Source organism: Hymenobacter aranciens, assembly GCF_030580865.1.
GTDB classification, from domain to species: Bacteria; Bacteroidota; Bacteroidia; order Cytophagales; family Hymenobacteraceae; genus Hymenobacter; species Hymenobacter aranciens.
Genome location: NZ_JAUQSY010000003.1, coordinates 439,449 through 461,251 on the forward strand (window position 1 = coordinate 439,449; position 21,803 = coordinate 461,251).

16 protein-coding genes are annotated in these 21,803 nt (G+C 63.4%); 7 read left to right on the top strand and 9 right to left on the bottom strand.

What is annotated here, in order from left to right; translation table 11 throughout:
* Positions 1 to 309: 309 nt before the first annotated feature.
* The 6 genes from Q5H93_RS06430 to Q5H93_RS06455 form a co-directional block, all read right to left on the bottom strand.
* Positions 310 to 438 (bottom strand): hypothetical protein, encoded by a 129-nt coding sequence (locus tag Q5H93_RS06430; protein ID WP_305005677.1) that lies wholly within the window; start codon positions 436 to 438, stop codon positions 310 to 312.
* A 322-nt stretch (positions 439 to 760) separates the two neighbouring features.
* The gene (locus Q5H93_RS06435) at positions 761 to 892 is read right to left on the bottom strand and encodes a hypothetical protein (RefSeq protein WP_305005678.1); all 132 of its coding nucleotides are present in this window, start codon (positions 890 to 892) and stop codon (positions 761 to 763) included.
* Positions 893 to 1,343: 451 nt separating this feature from the next.
* Positions 1,344 to 1,955: a hypothetical protein gene (locus Q5H93_RS06440; RefSeq protein WP_305005679.1), complete on the bottom strand. Its 612-nt coding sequence runs from the start codon at positions 1,953 to 1,955 to the stop codon at positions 1,344 to 1,346.
* Positions 1,955 to 3,004, bottom strand: a complete 1,050-nt coding sequence (locus Q5H93_RS06445) for a S41 family peptidase (protein ID WP_305005680.1) — start codon at positions 3,002 to 3,004, stop codon at positions 1,955 to 1,957. The genes Q5H93_RS06440 and Q5H93_RS06445 overlap by 1 nt, the downstream gene beginning before the upstream one ends.
* A 127-nt stretch (positions 3,005 to 3,131) precedes the next feature.
* On the bottom strand, positions 3,132 to 6,305 hold the full coding sequence (locus Q5H93_RS06450) for a reprolysin-like metallopeptidase (protein ID WP_305005681.1): 3,174 nt from the start codon (positions 6,303 to 6,305) through the stop codon (positions 3,132 to 3,134).
* 203 nt (positions 6,306 to 6,508) lie between these two features.
* Entirely contained in the window at positions 6,509 to 7,570 is a 1,062-nt protein-coding gene (locus Q5H93_RS06455; protein WP_305005682.1) for a hypothetical protein, read from the bottom strand.
* A gap of 678 nt (positions 7,571 to 8,248) precedes the next feature.
* Between Q5H93_RS06455 and Q5H93_RS06460 the strand changes: the two genes are divergently transcribed.
* The 7 genes from Q5H93_RS06460 to Q5H93_RS06490 all read left to right on the top strand — a co-directional run bounded on the left by Q5H93_RS06460 (position 8,249) and on the right by Q5H93_RS06490 (position 14,345).
* A complete protein-coding gene (locus Q5H93_RS06460; protein ID WP_305005683.1) occupies positions 8,249 to 8,773 on the top strand; it encodes a hypothetical protein in 525 nt (174 codons plus the stop codon).
* A 7-nt stretch (positions 8,774 to 8,780) separates the two neighbouring features.
* Entirely contained in the window at positions 8,781 to 9,362 is a 582-nt protein-coding gene (locus Q5H93_RS06465) for a hypothetical protein (RefSeq protein ID WP_305005684.1), read from the top strand.
* 62 nt (positions 9,363 to 9,424) lie between these two features.
* Entirely contained in the window at positions 9,425 to 10,039 is a 615-nt protein-coding gene (locus Q5H93_RS06470; protein WP_305005685.1) for a hypothetical protein, read from the top strand.
* The gene (locus tag Q5H93_RS06475) at positions 10,032 to 10,655 is read left to right on the top strand and encodes a hypothetical protein (protein ID WP_305005686.1); all 624 of its coding nucleotides are present in this window, start codon (positions 10,032 to 10,034) and stop codon (positions 10,653 to 10,655) included. Before Q5H93_RS06470 ends, Q5H93_RS06475 begins: the two co-directional genes overlap by 8 nt.
* Before the next feature lie 169 nt (positions 10,656 to 10,824).
* Positions 10,825 to 11,829, top strand: coding sequence for an AraC family transcriptional regulator (locus tag Q5H93_RS06480; protein WP_305005687.1), 1,005 nt, complete (start codon positions 10,825 to 10,827; stop codon positions 11,827 to 11,829).
* 233 nt (positions 11,830 to 12,062) lie between these two features.
* Positions 12,063 to 12,965 carry a hypothetical protein gene (locus Q5H93_RS06485; RefSeq protein WP_305005688.1) on the top strand — a complete coding sequence of 301 codons (903 nt, stop codon included), beginning with the start codon at positions 12,063 to 12,065 and terminating at the stop codon, positions 12,963 to 12,965.
* A gap of 192 nt (positions 12,966 to 13,157) precedes the next feature.
* Positions 13,158 to 14,345, top strand: a complete 1,188-nt coding sequence (locus tag Q5H93_RS06490) for a DmpA family aminopeptidase (RefSeq protein ID WP_305005689.1) — start codon at positions 13,158 to 13,160, stop codon at positions 14,343 to 14,345.
* A gap of 365 nt (positions 14,346 to 14,710) precedes the next feature.
* Here Q5H93_RS06490 and Q5H93_RS06495 read toward each other — a convergent pair whose 3' ends face one another.
* The 3 genes from Q5H93_RS06495 to Q5H93_RS06505 all read right to left on the bottom strand — a co-directional run bounded on the left by Q5H93_RS06495 (position 14,711) and on the right by Q5H93_RS06505 (position 21,413).
* Positions 14,711 to 16,177, bottom strand: a complete 1,467-nt coding sequence (locus Q5H93_RS06495; RefSeq protein ID WP_305005690.1) for a S41 family peptidase — start codon at positions 16,175 to 16,177, stop codon at positions 14,711 to 14,713.
* Positions 16,178 to 16,249: 72 nt separating this feature from the next.
* Entirely contained in the window at positions 16,250 to 17,419 is a 1,170-nt protein-coding gene (locus Q5H93_RS06500; RefSeq protein WP_305005691.1) for a helix-turn-helix domain-containing protein, read from the bottom strand.
* A 205-nt stretch (positions 17,420 to 17,624) separates the two neighbouring features.
* Positions 17,625 to 21,413 (bottom strand): T9SS-dependent choice-of-anchor J family protein, encoded by a 3,789-nt coding sequence (locus tag Q5H93_RS06505; protein WP_305005692.1) that lies wholly within the window; start codon positions 21,411 to 21,413, stop codon positions 17,625 to 17,627.
* Between the last annotated feature and the right edge of the window lie 390 nt (positions 21,414 to 21,803).

The following is a 21,803-nucleotide window of genomic DNA, read 5'->3' on the forward strand; positions in this document are numbered from 1 at the left end:
TGCCTTTCCAAGCCATTGGCAGGCGTTCCACGAAGTGCCACAACCTAACGCCGTCCGTGGGTGCTGCGCCCCCTTGCACTACAATATGGGAAGCTGCGGCAAGCATTCTGCCTCGAAACCGGAGAAGCACTTTCCAGCGGGGACATCTGCCGGCATTCTACCGCGAGTTTTTCGGGTTTGCTGGTCGGGGGCATAGTTGGCTTTCTCTCCCGTGCCAAAAAGGTAAAAATGGGCCCGCCGCAAACGCTTCGCCCTCTTTCCACAACTCCTGACAGCTGAGAAAAGAGGGCGAAGCGGACGGGATGAGTGCTATTTGCCGGGCCGGTGCTTGTGGGGCTTCAGCTCCGGGTGTTTCGGCTGGTTTTCCGGGGTCACCCTTCTTCTGCGGTCAGGGGTGCCGTCTTCCTTGGTTGGCTTGGGGCCGGGTTTGATGGCCATCGCGAATAGAAGTTAGCGTGCACGCAGAGAATATGCTCTGCTAGAAGTAAAGAGAAAGAATTTAGCAGTTAATCCCTGTTCTGGCTAAACGGTAAAGCTGAAAAGTTTATGAGAAGAGGCAAGTGATTGACCTGACAACAAATGTCCCCCTTTGGTTCCGTGTAACGTTCGTCAAGCACAATGCAGTAGGGACCGTAACGCCGCTTAGGCGTGAATGCAAAAGCCGAAGCGGGCAAACTGCGCGCCGGTCCATCACGCGGCCCCCGTACTGAAAGTTTTGTCCCCCGGCCTGGCTCATGAGCGGGGTCGTGCCGCGCGCGTCCTACCGCGTGGCCTGGTGCGTGACCGTTTCGGGCACCACGGCGCAGATGTGGCCGGGCGTGTTCGGGTCTTTGCGCTGGGCGCAGATAATGCAGACTAGACCGACATTGGCCGCATTTTGCACCTCCGTCAAATCCACCGAGCGACGCCAGCCAAAGTCTAGTCCAAATCTATTCAGCCACTGGTAGAGGCTATCGGCATTCGACAGGGCCGCGAAGGCCTTGCGCGTCCACTACACGCGGGGCACGTAAGTGCCAGCTGGGTGTTACCGCCGCCGTCATGCCCGCGCTAACGAGGGTGTTGGCTAGGCCCAGGCGGCGTTAGGGCCTAGCGCTGGAAATGCGTGTAGGTCATGTACCAGTTGCCCCATATAGCGGGCAAGGCGCGCCAGGTGTTGCGCGTCAGTCGAAACATGGCTTCGACAAGATGATGGTTGTCCTGCTCATAGCCACTCTTGCCTATGCGGCCAGATGGCAGCGGCGCAGTCTGCGCCCGCTACACGTTCGTTACCGAATGCTACATCCCCAGACACACTACTTGTTGTTAATACCTGCTGGCTACCAATGATATTCGGGCGGCCTGATTTAATCGCACCAGAGCGCGTATTTATACTGCACAATCCGGCCGTCTCGTACGACGAAGGCGAGGCGGTCAGCCTCAAAGTCAGAGCCAGGCTCTTCCAGCAGAAAGAGTGCTTCTTCACCGTGCGTATGCCCGCGATTTCCGAATTCTTTGGAACTGCGGGGAAACCAACGTCGCAAATCAGCTAGTGCTGTGCGATTGTCAATCCGGTGCGCGCCTACCTGCACGCTGAAAACGGAATCGGGGGGCCAGGTCTGCATAAATACCAGCCTGGGGCCGTCGCGTAAGTAGAGTGTTCTATTATAAACCTCAAAGGCCGCCAGTGAATCAATACTGGGCAAACACGAGGCGATGTCGTCGTGGTACTCGACGAATGCCGTGTCGGCCAGCCCGTAAGTGCGCCGTAGCTCGCGGCGACTGGTTGTCAGCGGCTCGCCGTTGACCCAAATCCTGGCGAGGGAGATGGTATCGTAGTAAGGAGTTTCCGTAGGCTGCGCCGGTGCCAGTGTAACCGCCACTGGCGTAGCAGCAGCAGCTTGCTGCGGAGGTGGCCCGGGTTCACAGCTGTTGCCCGCCAGCAAGGCTGCAAAAGGCAGCAACTTTTTTACTTTCATCAGCGACGAATTTTCTTATTTGGGTGAGTTGGGCGGCTCAACCAGCGCAGCGCCGCCTGCACGGTCGGGTCGGCCCTTAGGTTGGGGTAGTTGTCGGCGCTCTTCACGTACACGTCGGGCGTCAGCGCCTGCGACAAGACGGGCCGCTTCGAGGCCGGGGCCATGTTATCGGTAGTCAGTAGCAAGTAGCCGCTTTGCTGCCCGAAGAAGAAACCCGCCGTCGAGGACAGATAGCCGGATGTCGGCTCGCCAATCAGCGGCGTGCGGGGCCGGTCGCGCAGGGCCAGGGCCAGGATTTCACCCGAACTGCCCGTGCCGGGGCCCACCAGCACCACCACGGGGAGCCCGGGCGGCACAGCGCAAGCAGGCAGGGGCGTCAGCACGGGCGCGCCGCGCTCGTCCACCACCATGCCCCCCACCAACTGCATGCGGCCGGACACCTGTCCGTTGCGGTCGATGGTGTAGGTTTTCACGCCATCGCCCAGCAGCGGACCCAGACCACTCAACATCGGGGCCGAGTTGCCGCCCCCGTTCATGCGCAAATCAATTACCAGGGCGCGGGGCCGGCGGGCCAGCAGGCGGCACAACGAGTCGCGCAGGGCGGCGGCGCGGCCATCGGCCCAGGCGCGGGCGGTGCCAATCATCTGCGGAATTTTCAGGTAGCCCACCCCCGGGGCCAGTTGGGCCGTCACCAGGCGGGGGCCTTTCAGGTACTCCTGCCGGATGCCGGGGCTCAGGCGCTGGCCGGGGTCCACCCCAGGCTCCGCGTAACGGTACTGCTGCGACTCGACGGCCAGCATGCCGTGTTTATCGCGGAGCTGGTCGAAGGCGTAACGCAGGGCGGGAAAGGCTTCCTCCAGCGTCCGGGCCCGGCCGGCCTTCTGGTACACCGAATCGCGCACCACGGGCCAGTTGACGCGCTGAGCGTAGAGCGAGTGCGTTTGCATCAGGTAGAGGGCGCTGTCGAGCCCGGTTCTGACGGCTGGAGTTAGTTGGGCCGGGGCGGAAATGGGGAGCAGCAACCCGATGGAGAGGGCTAAAAAGCGCATCGGTAGCTTTGATAAAATACGCTGGTGGCACCACGGTTGGCCGCCACGGAGCGGCGGGCACTCAGCAGGTTTTTCGTGGTTGAGAGATGGCATCAGGACGGACCAGTAGCAAATAAAAATCAGGCAGTTATTCTACCGCCACCCAGCGCGTGACCGGGAGTTGCCCCGCCACCTGCACGGTCAGCAGATAGGTGCCGACAGCCACCTGCGGGATGGGCAATTCGGCCTGCCGCCCGCCGAAGTTGGTGTGCGCGACTACCTGCCCCAGCACGTTGCGCAGCGTGGCCGTGGCGGAGGAAGCCGTGGTGGACAGGGCCAGGTGTAATGACCGGCCGTGCTCGGCCGGATTGGGCCATACTTCCAGGGCCGGGACCGCCGCCGGGCCGGTAGTGGCCGTGGGCTGGCAGGTTGCCAGCAGGCGGAAATTGCCGGTCAGGTTGGCAAAGCCCGATACGAACACGAGGTACTCCTGCCCGGCAACGGAATTGAACGTGAGGGCAGAAGCCGGGGCGCAGCCGGCGGCATCGTTGTTGCCGACCACGCAGGTGTAGGGGCCGCCGCACGCACCCCGAAAGACGAAGAGCTTCGTGTCGAAGTCAGTGGCCGGGTCGCAGGTACTCAGCGCGATGGGGCTGCCGTTGCCCGTAAGGGTATAGAATACCCCACCCTGGTCGATGGTCGCGCGGCAGAATATTGTGGGGTCGTCGGTGGCGGTGGCGCCGTTGGTGGTGCCCGGCACCGGCACGCCGCAGGTCAGCGGCAGGGCATCGGAGCAGCGGTCGTTCACCGGCGGCAGATAGCGGGTCTGGAACACCGCCGTGGTGGGCACCGACGCCTGGCCCCCCGCACAAGTGCTTTCTACCAGCACCTGGTAGCGGGTGCCGGGCAGCAGTCCCGACAGGGGCGTCGGGCTGCCCGTCACCGTTTGCGTGCTGCTGGCCGGCAGGGTGCGCACGGTGTAGCTGCCGGCCGCCAGCGTACCCACGAACTCTACCGTGGCCGTCGTCGTCGTGACATTGCGCACGGTCAGCTCCGAGGGTGGGGCGCACAGCGGCGGCGCAGGCGTTGTGAAATCAGCCGTGGCGGCGACCGACCGGTCCGCGCCGCAATCCGTGCTGATGGAGACGGTATAGCTGGTGCCGGGTACCAGCTGCATGAGTGGTACCGGCGAAGTACTCACCACCTGCGCCAGGGTAGCCGGCACGGTCGTGACCAGGTACTGCGTAGCCCCAGCCGCAGGCATAAAATTCAACAGCGCCGCCGTGCCGGTGATATTACTCACGGCAAGGGCCGTGGGCGGCGGGCACACCTGCGGGGTGCTGATGGTGAAGTTCTGGTCGGAGATGTCGAAGAAGTAGCTCGTGGCCGCCTCCACCATCATTCGGGCCTGGGTGGTCTGCACGGCGGGCAGCGTCACCGCGGCCGTGCCGGAATTGGGCGCGCCGGCCAGCAGCAGCGTGGGATAGGTGTAGCCGCCATCGGTGCTCAGGCGGATGTTTACCGTGGGGCAGTCGACACCGTTGGCGGTGGTGCCGGCTACGTCCCAGGTCACGGTCTGGGTGCTGCCGCCGGCCCAGGTCAGGGCCGTGTTGGGGGCCGTTAGGCGGAAGGGGCCGGCGGCGCTGGTCACGCGCAGCCGCAGCGAGTCGCTGGTGCTCACGCCGCCGATGATGCCGGCCGGGCCCCGGTGCTGGTCGCGCACGGTGCAGCGAAACGTCAGCTGCCGGGCCACGGTGGGCAGCCGCTCACCCACGCTGGCCGTGTTGCTGACCAAGTCGGCGAGTTGCGGAAAGTAGCGCGTGGCCGGGCGCTGGGGTGGGAAAGAGCGAAACAACGGTACGTTGTCACCGGCCACTTGAGCAGTTGTAAGACCTCCGGCACTGCCCCGGTCGATTTGCTCCCAACAGTACGTGAGCGTGTCGGCCTCGGCGTCGGCCCCGTGAGCCGTCAGGCGGAAGGACGTGCGCGCGGGCAGCACTACGTCGTTGGCCGGCAACTCCACTACCGGGGGCGTGTTGGCCGTCGGGGTCAGCATGGCGCAGGCCGTGGCCTCGATAAAGGGGCGCATCTCCTCGTAGCTGCCGGCGTGGAAATAAGCATCGGAGTGGGGCTGCACATCCTGCGGCGCACAGATGCCGGCGTAACCCATAATGGTGCTGCCCGAGCCGGGCTCCCAGGCGTGGTCGGCGCTGCGGTTGTTGGTGCAGCTGCCGGTGGTGCCGTTGAACGAGTGGCTGGCCCCGAACTGGTGGCCCATCTCGTGGCACACGTAGTCGATGTCGAAGGCGTCGCCCACCGGGGCCGGCGGCCCGGTCATCCCCCGGGCCTTACGCGGAGTACATACGCTGGCGTAGTCGGCAATCCCCCCGATATTCAAGCCGAAGACGTGGCCGATGTCGTAATTGGCCGTCCCAATCACGGCGTCCACGTTGGCCTGGTTCTCATTGAGCATGATGCCGCTACGCTGGTTGGTGTAAGGGTCGGTGGTCGGGTCGAGGTAGATGAGCTGGTCGTTGTTGGGTACCAGCACCAGGCGCACGGCCAATTCCTTCTCGTACACGCCCACCACGCGGTTAAGGGTCGTCACGAGGGCGGCCAGGGCTAGGAGCCGCGTGCCGCCGTGGAAGGCCGCGTATTCGCCCGTGGCGGCCAGGGCCAGCCGGTAGGTGCGCAGCAGGCTGCCGCTCCGGCGGGCCAACGGCGCGGTAGCAGAGGCGGCCGGGCGGCGGCTGGTCGGAGGTGCTTCGGTGGCGGGCTCCACGGCGCAGGTCATGCGCTCGATGGGTGCCGTCCGCATGTCGCGCCGGAAAAAGCTCCGGTAGTGCTGCGTATCGCCGCGCCGGGCGGGGTCGATGTACACCGTGCCGGTGGTGGCCGACAGCAGCTGAGCGTGAAAGCCGGCCGGCGTCACATCGAGGCGCACGGTGGCGGTGGCGTCGTCGAGGCCGTAGCCAGTGTAGGTATGAATCAGGGGGTAGCGGGCGGCCAGGGCGGGGGCCATTACGCTGGTTTCCCACACTGCCACGCGGGCCGTGCGGCCATCGGGCAGCGGCAGCGCCAGCACCAGCGGCGCGGCGCCGGGCTGGTCCTCGGGCGGGGCCGTCGCCAGCACGACGCGGGCCGCCGCCAGGTCGAGTCGCAGGGGGCGGGCCTGCGCCAGGGCTGGGGGCCGGCCGACGGCCTCAGTGGGGTCGTCGAGCAGTAGGGTAGTGGGTTGAGCCACGGCCGATAAGACCAGCAGCAATATTAGGCTCAGGCCGCTGCAGAAGCGGCCGATAGCGGATACGTAAAAAATTGACATGCGAAGAAAAGGGAAAAGCAACGTGGGACCAGTCGGCAGTACACTGACGCTGGCCAAACTCGCTGGCGTTGTCCAGAGGATAGCAGCGAAATGAAACCAGGACGAAGGGTATGGTCCCTGGGAGTTGAAACGTGCGGCCGGTCCGGCAGAAAAGGGCCCCGAGCGTAGCCGTATTTACTGGGGTACGGCTAGGCTTTTGCTGCCTATCCTTTGCCGCGCAGGCGGTCTACTAGTAAGTAATTTTTACCAGGCATTTTACGCCTGGTGACTGCCGGCCGGGATTGCAGCCAGTGGAGCCAGTCGGCGGCTACTTTGTCCCAATTGAAAACGGCATAGTCGGGCTGGCCACTGGGAAGGAGCGGAAAGTAATTGTGTTCGGCGCCGATGTAGGGAATGAACATCAGGTTCCGCCGTCCGAGCCGGGCACACTCGACGCGCAGCAAATCGACGTAAGGCGCGCCCCAGTCTTTCGTACCGTAAGTAACCAGTACCGGGATGGCAAGCCGCTGCAGCACGGGAGACGCGGGCTGTGAAAACGAGTAGGTTGCCTTGGGAGTATCACCCAATTTGGTGGTATCACTGCCTGGATTATTTACAACCTGTTGCCAATAATCCAGCGTATTCTCGCCCGTCCGGGTGCTATCCGTTTCAGTGGCGCGGCCCTGGGCCACCATCGACAGGATGCGGCCGCTCGGGTTGCCCCCGGAGTAGATAAGCCGCGTTACCCGGCGGTACTGCCGGGCCAGGTGGGCGGCGATGGTGCTACCCTCGGAATGCCCGGCCACCACCAGCTGCTGCCGGCTGGCCCAGGGCTGGCGCCGCAGGTAGCGCAACACGGCCCGGTTGCGGCGCACATAGTAGGTCAGGTGGTTATTGACGGCATAGCGGGCCGTCGGTGTCCGGCAGGTGAAATTCGACGCCAGGTCGGCCACGTTTTGCTGCAGGGGCACGCCCGGCTTGCCCACAATCGCTAGGTGGTAAGCGACGCACAGCTTATCCGGCGAGAAGGGAAACACATCGTAGGGTGCGCCGCCCTCCAGCTTTAGCAGCGGCTGCGGCAGGCTGCCCTGGCAAAACAGCAGTAAGGGCTTGCGCACGTGCTCGTCGCCGGGGCGGGATTTTACGAGCACCTCCACGGTATCATGCTGGAACAGCAGCTGATAATGGCGGAATCCGTAGACGTCGGCCCGTTGAACCTGCGCGTGCAGGGCGAGGGGCAGCCAGTAAAATACCCCGCCGAGAAGCCACCGAAAAAGGCGTTGCATAAGAGTCGGATGTCTGAATGATAAATGGGCTGTAACTCCGCTACCGTACCACAACCTGACACCAGATAACCCGGTACCGGCCCCTGCGTGGGGTGGACTGCGACGGGCGCGACGGGGCCGGTGCCATCGTCGTGGCAGGGTCCGGCGAATACGGTTGCTCGCGCTGGAAAAGCCCGGGCGGCACCGGCGCTCCGGCTGGGACGTGACCGAGCCGCGAATGGCTGACCACCGCCTTGGCCGGCCGCCCCGCTCCCACGGCTCCTGCGTGGGACCAGCCCGCGGCCACTGGCCCGAGCAACAACAAAAGCAGGTAGCCGAAGCGCTTCATAAGACAGAGTTTTTAGCCGGTGAGGTCACGCTGACCAGAGGCTGCGTTGCTTGCTGAGAGCTGCAGCATCTGCCTGATTGGGGTGCTATTAGAATGACAGCACAAAAGTAGAAGGCCCCTGAGCGGCCGACTTTCGCCAAACGGAGCATCTCCTTTGCGTAGCGGATTTTATGCAGGGAATAGCCTCTGTCACCGGATAATCCGGCACAGAAAGAAGATGCTCCGTTTGGCGAAAGTCGGCCAGAAAAGGCCCCGGTAATTTTGTCATCCGATAGCCGCTCAATCGGGGCGACTACCTAAACACGCTAATTTTCAAACACCATTTGACCACCTTTTTTTCTGCACTAAAAATGACTGCTGTTTCCAGAATGTGGGCGGCTGGCCTGCTGCTGACAGGCCTGTCGGCCTGCCAGGCCGAAGGACCCGCGCCCCAGGCCTCGTCGAACTTTATCAAAGTCAATTTCGACGGCCAGACCAAAACCTATACCAACGCCTCGCTGGGCGAAGGCCGCCTGTGTTCCCTTTCCTCCTACAGCATCAGCGGCGGCAACGCAGCGGGTGACGACTTGAGTATTACCATTTTCGCTACCAAAGCCGGCACTTACCCTTACCGGCAGGATGTGAATGTCTACCATGATGGCAGCCAGGTAGAATACAAAACCGGGGGCGAGGTCTTTAACAACTACAAAGCGCTGGTGTGCCCCACTTCGGCGGGCTATTATTCGACCGTCGGCCAGGTAGTGGTGACGGAGTACGTGCCCGGCCAGCGGGTGCGGGGCACCTTCGCCGGGGCCCTGCTCAACCCGAACGACCCCAACGAGTGCAGCAAGCAGGGCAAGCTGTTCAGTGGGGAATTTTACTGGGTAAAGCACTGATAGCGCGATGAGTGCAGCGCTACCCCTCGTCGCCAAGCGGCCCGCTACGGGCGAGGAAGGCGAATACGCAGGTCCGCCGACTACTGTGGATACGCGGCTGACGATGGGCCACTACTACTTCTTTGCGGCGCTGGGTGCCAGCCGGGGTATCATCCACGATGCCACCCTGATTACGGGCCAGGCGCGGTGGCAGTCGGAGGAGCTACAGCTTTGCTTCGAGGCCCCGCCCGACCGGGTGTGGTTCGCCCTGCGCCTGGCGCCGGAACTGGGCCAGGAGCTGCCGGCCAACTCCTACGCCTTGCGCAGCGCCGCACAGCCACAGGCGCCAGTCGCCGTGGCCTACTACTACGCCCGGCAGCTGGCGGCCAGCAGCCAGGCGCACGCGCAGCTGGCTCAGCAACTACCGTTTCAGCAGCTGACTGGCCACCTGACCATCTCTGTCTACCACGCACAGCAGCAGCTCCTGAGCGGCTACTACGAAGTGCGCTTCACCCGACCGCCCGACCCGGCCACTGGCCTTACAGGCCTAGGCTGTACGCTGCTGCTGGCCGGCGAATTTGAGCATCTGGCCGTCACGCGGGCCACTTGAGCGGCGCTATTACAAGCTTAGCAAACTCTTCCAAAATGAACAGTCTAAAGACGTGTTGCCGCTTGTCGGCCGGGGTCCTGTTGCTGGTGGCCTGCGCGCCCGATTCGGCAACGACGACCGCTGACCGGCAGCAGCCCGATTCGACGGCGGCCGTGCCGCTACCGCCGGCACGGGAATCCATCGTCTCCACGGGGCCCGTGATAGCCGACGACACCGTGCTGCCGGCCAGTATCCGCGTGGGCGGCCTGCCGCTTGTCGTGGACCGGCAGGAATTGCAGCGGCACTTCGGCCCACCCGATAGTACCTATGTCGCCCGAACTGTCGATGCCGAATCCTGCTTCGAGCCTGACGACGACACGACGGCCCGGTTCGAAGTGTACCAGAACCAAGTGTACCTGTGCGACGGCGAGCAGCGGACGTTCCTGCAAAGCCAGCGCCGCGCCCCGCACCTGCTCGTGCAACTCGGCACCCGGCGCCTCACCGAGCGCACGACGCCCGACGACCTGCAAATCATGTTTCCGACCAGCTACCAGCATTCGCAGCGCGAAGCCGACGGCCGTCAGTATTTCTACTGGTACCCGCCGGCACTACTCGCCCCCGACGAATGGTACGTGCTGATAATCGAAAACGGGCGGGCCCGCCAGTTCAAACACCAAGTAAACTGCGTGTATGATTAATTTCCTGTCCTTTGCCATGGGGCGGTATAGCGTGCTGCTGCTGGCCAGCCTTGGGGCCTGTCAGTCGGCTAGTGAGTCGCGGCCAGCTCTGCCGCCTGCTACGGTCCCGGCGGCTGCACCCACCCAAAGGCCCAGCCTGTCTCCCGAGCAAACGGCCGTGAGCTTCTTCACCTATTACAAGCGGCACCGGGCGGCGCTGAACGCCCTGAATCTGGTGGCGAACCTGGCGGATGAAGACACGACCCGCGCCTACGCCATTGACTTCGACCAGACGGCGCAGTTTGTAAATACGTTGCAAGCCAGCGGCTGCGTTTCGCCTACGTATCTGGAGCAGTGGGACCACTACTTTCACCGCTGGGCCGATTCGCTGCAGCGGCATCCGATGAGTCAGGGCGATGTTGACGGCTTTGCTTACGAGCTGGTGCTGGCCTCGCAGGACGGCGACGAATATGTAGATAAGATTGGCCGCGTACCCAAGCAGGTGCGCTACCCAGCCCCCGACCGGGCCCTGGTAACGGCTGATTTTTCCACCAATCCCCAACTATCCAACAAGAAGCTCTTTCATTTGCGTCACTACGCCAAGGGCTGGCTGATTGACTCGATTACCAGCGAATAACCTGACTAGATACTGGTTGGCGGTGGCCCGAGGTGTGGGCAGTCCTCACAGTCCGCCGCACGCCAGCATCGCGCAAGGCAACCGTTGGCGGCTGGCGGGCGTCACGCAGGTACGTCCTGGTGGGCGTGGTTGGTTTATATTTGATTGCCTAACCTCTAACACGTTACTGATGGAGCCGTTTTTTCAGTTCCGCACCGCCGAGTTTACCGATAATTGCCAGACGACCTTGGACGAGCAGGCGGGGCTGCTGCACGCCACCACCACCTGGCAGCAGGCGGGCAGCGGCATGCAGTTCTCGGATTATTTTCTGGAGGGCTTTCAGTTCACCACCTTAACGGGCCACCTCGCCCAGCCCCTGCGCCTGGAGTTGGCCGTGCAGAAGCCCTGGCTGGCCATGCTCTATCAGCTCGACGGCCAAATCGACTCGCGGGCATGCGCGCTCCGGCCCCTCATCTTCGGGCAGGGCCACCAGAACATGATGGCCGACGAGGCGCCCAGCAATTTTTATACGTTTCAGGGCCAGCAACACACCTGCTTCTCGGTGCATTTCACCCGCGAGCTGTTCAGCCAGCTCGTAGCCAGCAACGAGGAGTGGCTGGGCCTGCACCAGCGGCAATTACAGCAGCCCGAGCCGTTTGTGCTGCTGCCGCCGGGCTCGGTCATTACGCCGGCCCAGCGCGCCATTATCCAGCAGATTGTGAGCTGCCCCTACGGCGGCGTGCTCAAAAAAATGTTCCTTGAAGCCCGTTTTCTCGATTTGTTTATCGAGCAGCAGGCGCAACTGGCCCGGCTGCTGGTGCGGCCTGCCTCCCGCGACCGGGACATGCTGCACGCCGTGCGCGACTTTCTGGATGCCCACTACGCCGAGCCGCCGGGACTGCTGCAGCTGGCCCGCCAGTTCGGCACCAATGACTTCAAGCTTAAAAAGGGCTTCAAGGAGCTGTTTGGCACCACCGTCTTCGGCTACGTGGCCGAGCGCCGGCTCACCGTGGCGCACCAGCTGCTGAGCCTCACCAGCCAGCCGGTGCAGGAGGTGGCCGACGCCGTGGGCTTTACCAACCCGGCGCACTTTGCCACGGCCTTTCGCCGCAAGTTTGGTCTGCGCCCCACGCAGGTGCGGCGCCCGTCACAGCCCGTGGTTGCTGAAGCGTTGGTAGCGTCGCTGGCCGCCTGAAAACAGGATACGCTGGCCGCGGCTGGCTGAAAAGCTATTTCACCGAAACGGCACCGCTCGGCATGCCGCGTAGCCGCGCCCGGTTTCCGGCCAGATGCGTCACGAGTGCCTCTTTGTTACTGCTTTCCAGGTTCGAAGCTGGTAGCAGACTTTCTTCTGTAAAAAAACATTTCAGTAATATTATGCGCAAATTTCGGTTCTTCTTTGTCGGCATTGCTGCTTGGTGCGGTAGTATGACGAGCCAGGCCCAGGGGCTTGCCGGCCCCACGGCCGTCACGCACTCGCCGTACTACCACGCGTATCAGCCGAAAGCCATTCCGGGCGCAACGGCCCGCATTGGGGTGCTGCCTGCCCGGCTCCAGCACCCGGCCGCCAGCCGGATTCTGAGCCAGACCCGCGCCCCGGAATTGCTCGATTCGCTCACCCGTTACCTGGGCCGGCAACCCGGGCTGACGCCGGTGGCCCTACCTGCGGATACCAAGCTCAATCACTTGCCCGACGTGTACTTCGGTAGCCCCGACCAGGACCCGCCCAGCGAATTACCTGACTACGTACGCAACCTGCAAAACCCCAACCCCGGCAAGGGCGTGGTGCAACTGGCGGGCTGGAACGGTCAGGGCAAAACGCGCCAGGCCCTGGTGGCCCTGATGGCGGCCCAGCACCTGGACTACCTGCTCGTACCCATCGTGCGCGAAGCCAATCTGTATTTCTCGATGAAAATCAAGTCGGCGGGCCCCTTGTCAACTGGTCAGGCTACGGGCACCGATTACTACCTGGATGAAGGCTCCGACCACATCGTGCATTTTTCCCGGCTCGAAGACCTGAACAGCTACGCCACCGTGCTGGTGCTAACCGGAGCCTTGCTCAACGCCCGGGGCGAGCTGGTGCTGGTAGGGGCCGAAGGGCTGAAAGATACCGGCGTCGGCTTCCAGCCCAAGCGCCTGGTTACGCTGACACCGTACGCGTTTCTGGCCAGCGATTACAACGAGCTGTTACGCCCCACTCCGGCTGGCATGCCAGCCACTTGGCAAGGGCCCGTCAATCAATGGATGCAGCGCCTGACGGGGCGCCGCCCTTATCGCGAAGATTCCCCGTACCGGTTTCTGCTGGTTGACCAGCCCAACCAGCAGCATTAGCCTGCTCATTGATTTGTAGGGTACGCTACCCTCAATCTGTGCCCTGGGCAGGGCCGACCCCGCATTCGTCATCCTCATTGTAAGTCTGCCGCTGGTCGTGCTTATGGCTACAGCTCAATTATGACAGGATGCTTGCTTTCAAACTGTTTGCTGCTCATTCTTATGCCTTAGCCGTCGGCTGGGCTATTTGTCATGAAATTTCTGTCGACCTGCGGCTTACTCGGCCTGCTGCTTAGTACCGCTGCTTTCGGCCCAGATGCCCCCAAGCCCCGCGCCCGCGACCTGGGCGTGCCTTTCGAGGGCAAAACCGGCCCCAGCAACGCCATTACCGACGTGCCCGGCGTATTGGTAGGCTACAAAACGCTCATCAAAGGGAAAGGAGCACTTAAAGCCGGCGACGGGCCGGTGCGGACCGGCGTGACGGTGATTCTGCCGAAGGGTCGGACCTCCCAGGCCGTGCCTGCCGCCTACTTCACGCTCAACGGCGATGGGGAAATGACGGGCCTGCCCTACATCGAGGACTACGGCACCCTTGCCGGCCCCATTGGCATCACCAATACCAACAGCGTGGGTGTGGTGCGCGATGCCATCGGCGAGTGGAACATCCGGCAGTTCAGCGGCCAGCAGTCCGGCATGGCTGACTTCTCGTTTGGCCTGCCGGTGGTGGCCGAGACCTTCGACGGCCTGCTCAACGATATCAACGGCCTGCACGTGACCAAAAAGCACGTTTGGGAAGCCCTCGACGCCGCCCATGCTGGCCCCATTGCCGAGGGCAACGTGGGTGGCGGTACCGGCATGTCGATGTTCCTGTTCAAAGGCGGCAGCGGCACGTCCTCGCGGGTGGTAAAGGTTGACCGCACCGATACCACGCAGTACACGGTAGGCGTATTCGTGCAGGGGAATTTTGGCGGCCGCCAGGACCTGCTGGTCGCGGGCGTCCCCGTTGGGCGTGAAGTCACCGACCTGAAGCCCATCATCCGCACCAAGGAAAAAGATGGCTCCATTATCGTAGTGGTAGCTACCAATGCCCCGTTGCTGCCGTCGCAACTCAAGCAGCTAGCCCGGCGAGTGTCCATTGGTGTGGCGCGCACCGGTGGACTGGGGCGCAACAGCTCCGGCGACATCTTTCTGGCTTTCAGTACCCGTGGTGCTCAGGAAAACGCCGCCGGGACTTTGGAAACGTGGCAATCAGTCCCCAAGGAGCGGCTCGATGGCCTCTACCAAGCCACGGCCCAGGCCACCGAGGAAGCCATTATCAATGCATTGGTAGCAGCCGAAACGATGGAAGGCATCAACGCCAACACCATCTATGCCCTGCCTGCTGACCGATTACAAACCGCGCTGCGCAAATACAATCGGTTGGTAGAGACAAAGCCGTAAAAGCTACGCTGCTAGTGCTGGCAATGGCGTTTCTTAGGTGTTGGGAACCTCTATACCCTGGCGGCACGGAGCCGCTTACCCCTAACCCGGCCAGCGGCCCCACGCAATGACAGCGCACACATACGGCTCCAATACAAGACCTTATTGGTTACACGCTCAGCTGAAAACACGGCTGGGTAGCGCCAGTAGCTGTGCAATGCTTTCTTTGATTGCGGGTAAATGCGAGCAGCCTCTACCCGCTCCCAGGTTTCTATAATTGGAATAAAAAACGCCCCGCAGCCGGAGGGTTGCGGGGCGTTGATAGTTGGGGCCTTGGTCTGCTTTATGTCGAAAAAAGCAGCGAGAATGCGGGACCCCGGAATAGGTCATTCGCGGGCCGAAGTCGCTGCTTTCCGGCGAATGAGGTCGAGGGTGAACTCCATTTCCCGGTCGGTGCCGCGCAGCACGTCGGCGGCCGTGGGCTCCACCACGTAATCGGGCACGATGCCCCGCTCGGGATGGGCGGTATCGGGTACGGCCATGTAGTAGCTCCACACCGGCAGCCCCAGCGTGATGCCGCTATTCGGTAAGTGCACGAAGGCAAAAAAGCCGCTGTTGTTGCCGCCATACGCCCCGCCGGTTTCCTGCCCGATAAAGGTGGCGCGGCTTTCCCGACGGGCTACGGCGGCAAATTCGGCCGTCACCGAGTAGCTCCACCCGTTGGTGAGGATGTACACGTCGCCGCCGAAAGCCTCCGGCTGTGGCTGCTGCAGCTTCAGGCCCTTACGCCCCCGAAACTCGTAGATGCCGTCGGTGGCGCGGCGGATGAAAACGCGGCGATACAACCCGTAAAACCACTCGCTATGCACTTGGCGCTGAATGCTGGTGCGGCGGGCGTGGGTGCCGATACGCTGGTAGTAACGGAAAGGCTTGCTGGCCAGATAGGAATACAGCAGCGTGCCGTACGAGTCATTGCCGCCCTCGTTGTTGCGCAAATCCAGAATCAGGGACTTGGTGCCCCGGGCGCGCAGCTGCCGAAACGCTTCCCGCAGAAATTGGGCGTAGGGCTGCTGCTTGCCTTCCACCCAAAAGTGGTCGATGGTGAGCACGGCCGCCCCGTCGGGGCGAAAGTCCAGTTGCAGGGGGTAGCGCGCGGCGGGCGCGCGCTGCTTTTCCACGGCTTTAATGGTAGTGAGCGTAGTAGCTGGCACCTCGGTTTGCGCCACCTGTCCATCGGGTCGGCGGTATTCCACCGTGTAGCGGTCAGCGGCCTGGGCAAAAGCGGCGTAGTACCCGGCAAAGAAAGCCTGCAGTTCCAGCCATTTCGCCGTAGTCGTGGCTCCGTCGGCGAAAGACACGTAGGGCAGCAGGCCCGTAAGAATGTCGTCTACGGGACGTCCGTCGATGCGCAGCAGCTCGGCACCGGCGGGGATGGCAGTGCTGCCATCATAGTTGTAGAGCACGTAGGCCCGGCCGCCGAGCAGGTGCAGACGCAGCGGAAACAGCTGACTGGTGTGGTACGGGTATTTGTCGTCGCGGTCGGCCGGAATAAATTTGGTGTGGCCGCAACGCAGCTGCACTACCAGCGATGTGAGAGCGGCGTAGTACGCCTGCTCGCTCTGGGGCTGGGTGAGGCGCGCGGCCACGCTGTCGAATCGGGCATCGAAGACGGCCTTCGGGGTATAGCGGTACACCCCGGGGTGCACTTCTTGCAGGGCCTTGCGAAACAGTTGAAAGTCGGCTTGCTGCTGGGCGGGCGTCAGTTGCCGCTGAACTGGCTCACCCTGGCAAAGTGCTATTCGTGCGGGAGCACATAGCAGTACGAATAGGCAAAACCACAAAGGCGTTTTCATGGAACGGAGAAGGGATAGTTGAGGCTGCAAACCTAGGCCGCTGCCTAATGCCCGTCGTCCAATCCGACAAATTCAGACCACTGTTTCAATTTGTTTGGTGTATTCGGTTGGCGTCAAGCCAGTTATTTTCTTGAAGACGGCATTAAACGTCGCTTTGGAGTTGAAGCCAGCCTCTTCGGCAATGGCGAGGGTGGTATAGTGCCCGAAGCGGGGGTTGCGTAGCAGCTGCTTCACTTCGACCACCCGGTACTCATTCACAAAGTCATAAAAGCTCTTGCCCAGCTGTTCGTTGAGCAATTGGCTCAGCCGATGCTTGGGGAGGCCCACCAGCTGTGCGAGTTCCTGCAAGGTGAGGGTATTCTGCCGATAGGGCTTGGCTTCTTCCATATAAGCCAGTAGCTTCTGCTGGTAAAGGGCCGATTGCTCCGGGGTTAACGTTGATTTCTGGTACTTGAGCGGTGCCTCATGAGCAGGAATTGATTCGGGCTGGGTAGCCGGAATAGTCGGCGGCCCGGTCGGGGTAGCCGCTACCGGAAGCGTAGGTAGCGGCTGGGCTGCTGGCGATGAAGGGAGTCCAAACAGCGCCGGTTGGCCCAGCGCTTTGTAGCCAATCCAGTAGATGAGGGCAATGGCACCCAGGTAGTGCAGGTGGTAATCGTAGAGCGTTGTCAGGGCGCCCAAGCCCCATTTGCGGGCATAGAAGGCCCCGATACCAAAGACCATAATAACCAATATAAACCCTAAAAACTGCTTCAGCCAGCGCACCCGCACCCGAGAAAGGTCCGAGTAGCAGTTGCGCATTCGCCGCTCGTGCCGGTGCAGCACCCGTAAGGCCAAGAGCACAAAGACCAGGTGCTCCCCGTTGATGAGCTGGTTTAACCAGCTAAAATCGTCCTGCGATGCGTGGGCAAAATCATCGAGGTAGGCCACCTTCTTGGCCGCCGACTGCAGGTAATAAGGCAGCAAATAGAGCAGACACGCCCCGAAAGGTAGGAGAAACCAGGTATCGCGCCTGCGCAGGCGAGGACGCTTGCGGGTGAGCTTGTCCGTAAACAGGTAAATCAGCGGCCCGAACAGCGTGGGCAGCAACCAGGAAATCTTGCTCAGGTGCGGGTTCGCCACGAAAAACGCGCGCGTGTCGAAGGCCACCAGCACGGATTGCGCCGCGATGAGCACGAGCAGCACCGCCAACAACCAATTCGCTACTTGATTGACTCGGCGTGTCGACAGCAGCAGGGCCACGCACAGGCCCTGCACGGCGCCGGCTACCAACAGAATTTGGGGAATAAAAAGAGACACTTGCTCCTATTAATTGCTGTTCAGTACCTGCCTTGATTGCCGGTAAATGCTAGCGGCGTCTGCCCGCTCCCAAATATCCATAATTGGAACAAAAACGCCCCGCGACCGGAAGGTTGCGGAGCGTTACCAGTTGGGTTTTTGTTCTGCTCTATTCTATAACGATGCGCTTCGTAACAGGCTGACCATTGAGTGTGAAGCGCAGAGCATAAACGCCGGCGGCCAGACCGTGCAGCTCTACCGTAGTTTCGGCCGCCGGCAGCGCGAGGTGGCGCACGCATTGGCCAAGACTGTTGAGCAGCTCGGCGGCGGCTACCTGGCCAGCCGGGCGCAGCACGGTGAGGTGGTCATGGGCGGGGCTGGGGTAGGCCAATACCTGCGCATCGAGCGGGGCTGCTGTGGCCAGCGGGGCCGTGGCCGGCTTCAGGTTCAGCCAGAAGCGCCCGGGGGCCGTGTAGCTGCTCAGCGTGAAGGTATAGCTGGCGCCAGCCGTGAGCAGGGTGCGGGTGCCAGTGAACTGGTCAACTAACTCGACGCGCACGCCTACCAGATTGGCCAGATGAGCGGCGGTCAAGGTATAGCGGCCGAGGGCCGGCACACCTACAAATAGCGGAATGCTGGTAGTGCTGGTGAAGGACGGGCGGCCGTCGATAGCCAGTTGCTCGCCGGTGGCAGCTAGGCTGGCGAGGTTGAGGCCGGTAGTGTTGGGCAGTTTCACAGCGTCGGCCTGGGGGTCAAGGCCCGTAGTAGCCGTTGCGTTAGAATACACCAGTAGCTCATCGGTGAGGCCGTTGGCACCGGTCAGGGTGAGGCCGACGCTGGGCAGGCTGGTGCTGCTGCTACGGTGCATCTTGACCTGGGTGCCGTAGGTGGTCAGGCGCTGGCTGTTGCGGAAGATTAGGTTGCCGCCGGTCCGACCCGGGCTGACGCGCACGAAGAAGCCCTGGCTGCTGGCCACCAGCGGCGACACCGAGGCTGGGTCGGACGCGCCGGGCAGGAAAGTGCGGTACTGGCCGGCATACGGCCCGGTGCTTTCGAAGACGTACAGAGCCGCGTCGAGGCCGGGGCGGTCGGCGGGCGCTACCAGGGACCAGTCCAGAGGAGCAGGGTAGGGGTTGCCTACCAGCGCCCAGCCGGCCTCGGCCGCCGTGGTGCCAGCGTTGCGAGCCAGGCTCAGCGAGTAGTCGCCCGAGCGCAGGCGGCCGGTGAAATCGACCTTCGCCGTGGCTGGCAGGTGCACGGTGTAGCCGGTGCCGGCGGGCAGGCTGTCGGTAGCCGAGGGCGAGAACCAACCTTTGTCGAACATGCTCAGGTTGTTGGTGGCCGAGGCCAGACGCGCTTGGTTGTAGCCAAACACGGTGGGGAAGGGCGCCACCAGACCCGGCGCGGCCGACGAGTTATAGGCCGGATTGAAAGCCGGGATGAAGCCTGGCGTCGCCAGGTCGGCCAGGGTATTGCCGCTCACCGGCGAGCTGTAGTGGCGGTAGCCGGGGCCAGCGTTCAGGCTGGGGTCGAGCCAACGCTGCACGGTGGCTGTGCTGCCACGCACCATGCCCCTGCCGCTGTTCACGACCAGGGCCGTGCCGCTGGCATCGGAGAGCAGCGTCAGTGCGTGGCCGTTGAGCTGCAGGTCGTTGTCATTTACGGTCAGGGTCTGGCGGATGGCTACCGGCTGGCTCAGGGTCAGGGGCGCGATGCTAGTGAGGCTGCGCACTTGAGCGGGCAGGCCGGAGCCGGTTATCTGGGTAGCGAGGCCATCGTAGCTATAATCAGCTTCGGTAGAAAACGAGCGGGTACCCGTCACCTGTATGGCCCCGGTGCTGCCGTTGGCCGCAATGCCGGCGGCATCGCACACTACCAGCTCAGCCCCGGCCGCCAGCGTAAAGCTGCCCGGGCCGGTGAGGGGCTGGCAGGCGGTGCGCAGGGTGCCACCGTCGTGGATTATCAGGTTGCCCTCCACCACCAACGGGCCATCGAGAGTGGCAAGGCCGGGGCCGCCGGTAGCCGGGCCGGTGATGGTGACGTGGCGGTAGGTGCCATGCAGGGCCCGGGTGCTGCTGACGACCACATCGGCGGGGGCGTGAGCGCGGCCCAGGGGCAGCCAGTGCTGGGCAGAACTGTGACGGAAAGAGCCGCCATCGGTTTGCCAGAAGCCGCCAGCCACGGCCAGATACACCGAGTCGCCGACGGTGATGGGTGCGGCATAGGAAGCTAGCATCGGCAGGGGCTGGGCCGGGCCCAGCAGCCACTCGCCGCGGTCGAGGTCGTAGGCCCAGGTGCGGGCGCGCTGGGCGGCCGGGGTGTTGGGCCAGTTCTGGCCGCCCGTCACGTACACCCGGCGGTGGCCCTCCACCTCGGCCCCGGCCGCCACGGCGTAGCGCACGGGGCCGCCGGGGTAATCGGGCAGGCGCGTCCAGGTGATGCGTAGCGGGTCGGTAGGGTCGAGGTCGCCGCGCCACACGGCGGCCGTTACCTGGCCGGCATCGACTTCTTCGCCCCCCACCAGCACCAGGCTGCGGCCGACCACCCCCACGCTCAGACCGTACAGCGCCGGGCCGGGATAGGGCGTGGCCTGGGCCCAGCGGTTGCGGCGCACGTCGAACACCTGCACGCTGCGGTAGCCGACGCTGCCGCCGGCATTGCCACTCAGGCCGCCCACCACGTAGAGCAGCGAGTCGCCGAGGGTGGCCGAGCCGTAGGCGGCGGTGGCCTGGGGCAGGCTGGGGCCGGTGGTCCAGGTGTTGCGCTCGGGGTCGTAGATGTCGAGGCGGCTGGATGCGTTGCTCAGGAAAATGCCGTCGGCCCCGCCGGGCACGTACACCCGCGCACCCAGGGTATGGGCACCGTAGAAAGCCCGGGGCTGGGGCATGGGGGCGCGGGCCACCCACTGCCGGGTGCCGGGGTGGTAGCGCCACACCTGGCCGTCGGGCAGGTTAGTGCTGTCGAGGCCACCCACGCTAAGCAGGTAGGGGGTGCCATCGGCGGCGGTGTAGGCGGTGGTACCGTGGCCGTTGCGGGCGTTGGGCAAGGGTGCGTGGGGCTGCCAGGCGGGTACGAGCAGGGGGTTAAAGACACCCACATTAGCACTGACCTCGTTGTCGGTAGGCTGGGCGTCGGCGATTAGCGGGGCCTGGGCTACGAGCTGGTAGCTGCCCGTCTGAGCAGGCGTCCAGGGGTCGAAATTCACCGTTACCTGGTGGCGGTGCGCTGGCACCGTCACGGTGCGGGTGCTGAGGTAGCCAGCCGGGGTGCTGCGCAGGGTTACGGCCACGGTTTGGGGCTGGGCGCCCATGTTTTGCACCTCCACACGGGGGCTGAGCGACTGACCGGCGCGCAGGGTGGTGCTGCTGAGCTGCAGGGGGTGCAGACGCACGTCGGCGGCCGGGCGGCGGCCCAGTTCCACGTCGTCGATGACCATGCCGGCCCCATCCCGGGCCCCGTATTGAAAGGCCAGGTACACGCGCTGCCCGGCGTAGGCGGCTAGGCTCAGGCGCACCTGCTCGAACCAGCCAGTGGGGTAGGCGGGTCCGTCGGCTCGCCACAGCGTGCGGGTAAAACTGGCCCGGGCGCTGTCGGTGACGGAGATTTTGACCGTGAACGAATCGACGGCTGCCGGCACGAAATACGGCAGCCAGTAGAAGCAGAGCGAATCGGTGGTCCCCACCCGGAAGCGCGGCAGGATAAGCCAGTCGTCGTCGGTACCGCCTGCCCAGGGGGCGAGGGCGGCGCTGCCCTGACCTTCCAGGGTTAAGGCGTCTTCACGCTGCCAGTAGTTGGAGCCGCTCACGTTGTCGGCGCGCCAGCCGGGCGGCGGAAAGGAGGTGGCTTCGAAGCTTTCGCGCAGGTAGCCCTGGCGGGGGATGGGGGCCTGGGCCTGCACCATGAAGGCGAGTAGCACCAGCACCAGGCTGCTCAGGCAGCACTTATGCAATGTTTTCAAGGCAATGAAAAGGGAATAGTTAACGGGACTGACGCCCGGCGGCGTTGGGGCGTTGCCCCGGTGCCGCAAGCGGGTTTTGTCAAGCTAAGGGAGTGACCCTGACGCTGACCGTTTCCGCACCCAAAACGCCGTAAGCGGGCTTTGTCGAGTTGAGAGCCTACTCGTTGCGGAGAGGCCGCCAAACTCGGACAGCGTGACGGTGGCTATCTGCAGCCCCTCCAGCATTTGCAGGGTAGGCTCCGTGGAGCTGTCAATGGACTCCTGCCAGGCACACAATACGTAGCAGTTGGCCACTAGAAACCCCTGGTGTCTGTCAGCCTTTCCATTTGCCAGCGTCTATTGACTACTTGCATCTCGCCGCCAATGCAAAACTCAAGTCCCTCCGCTGGC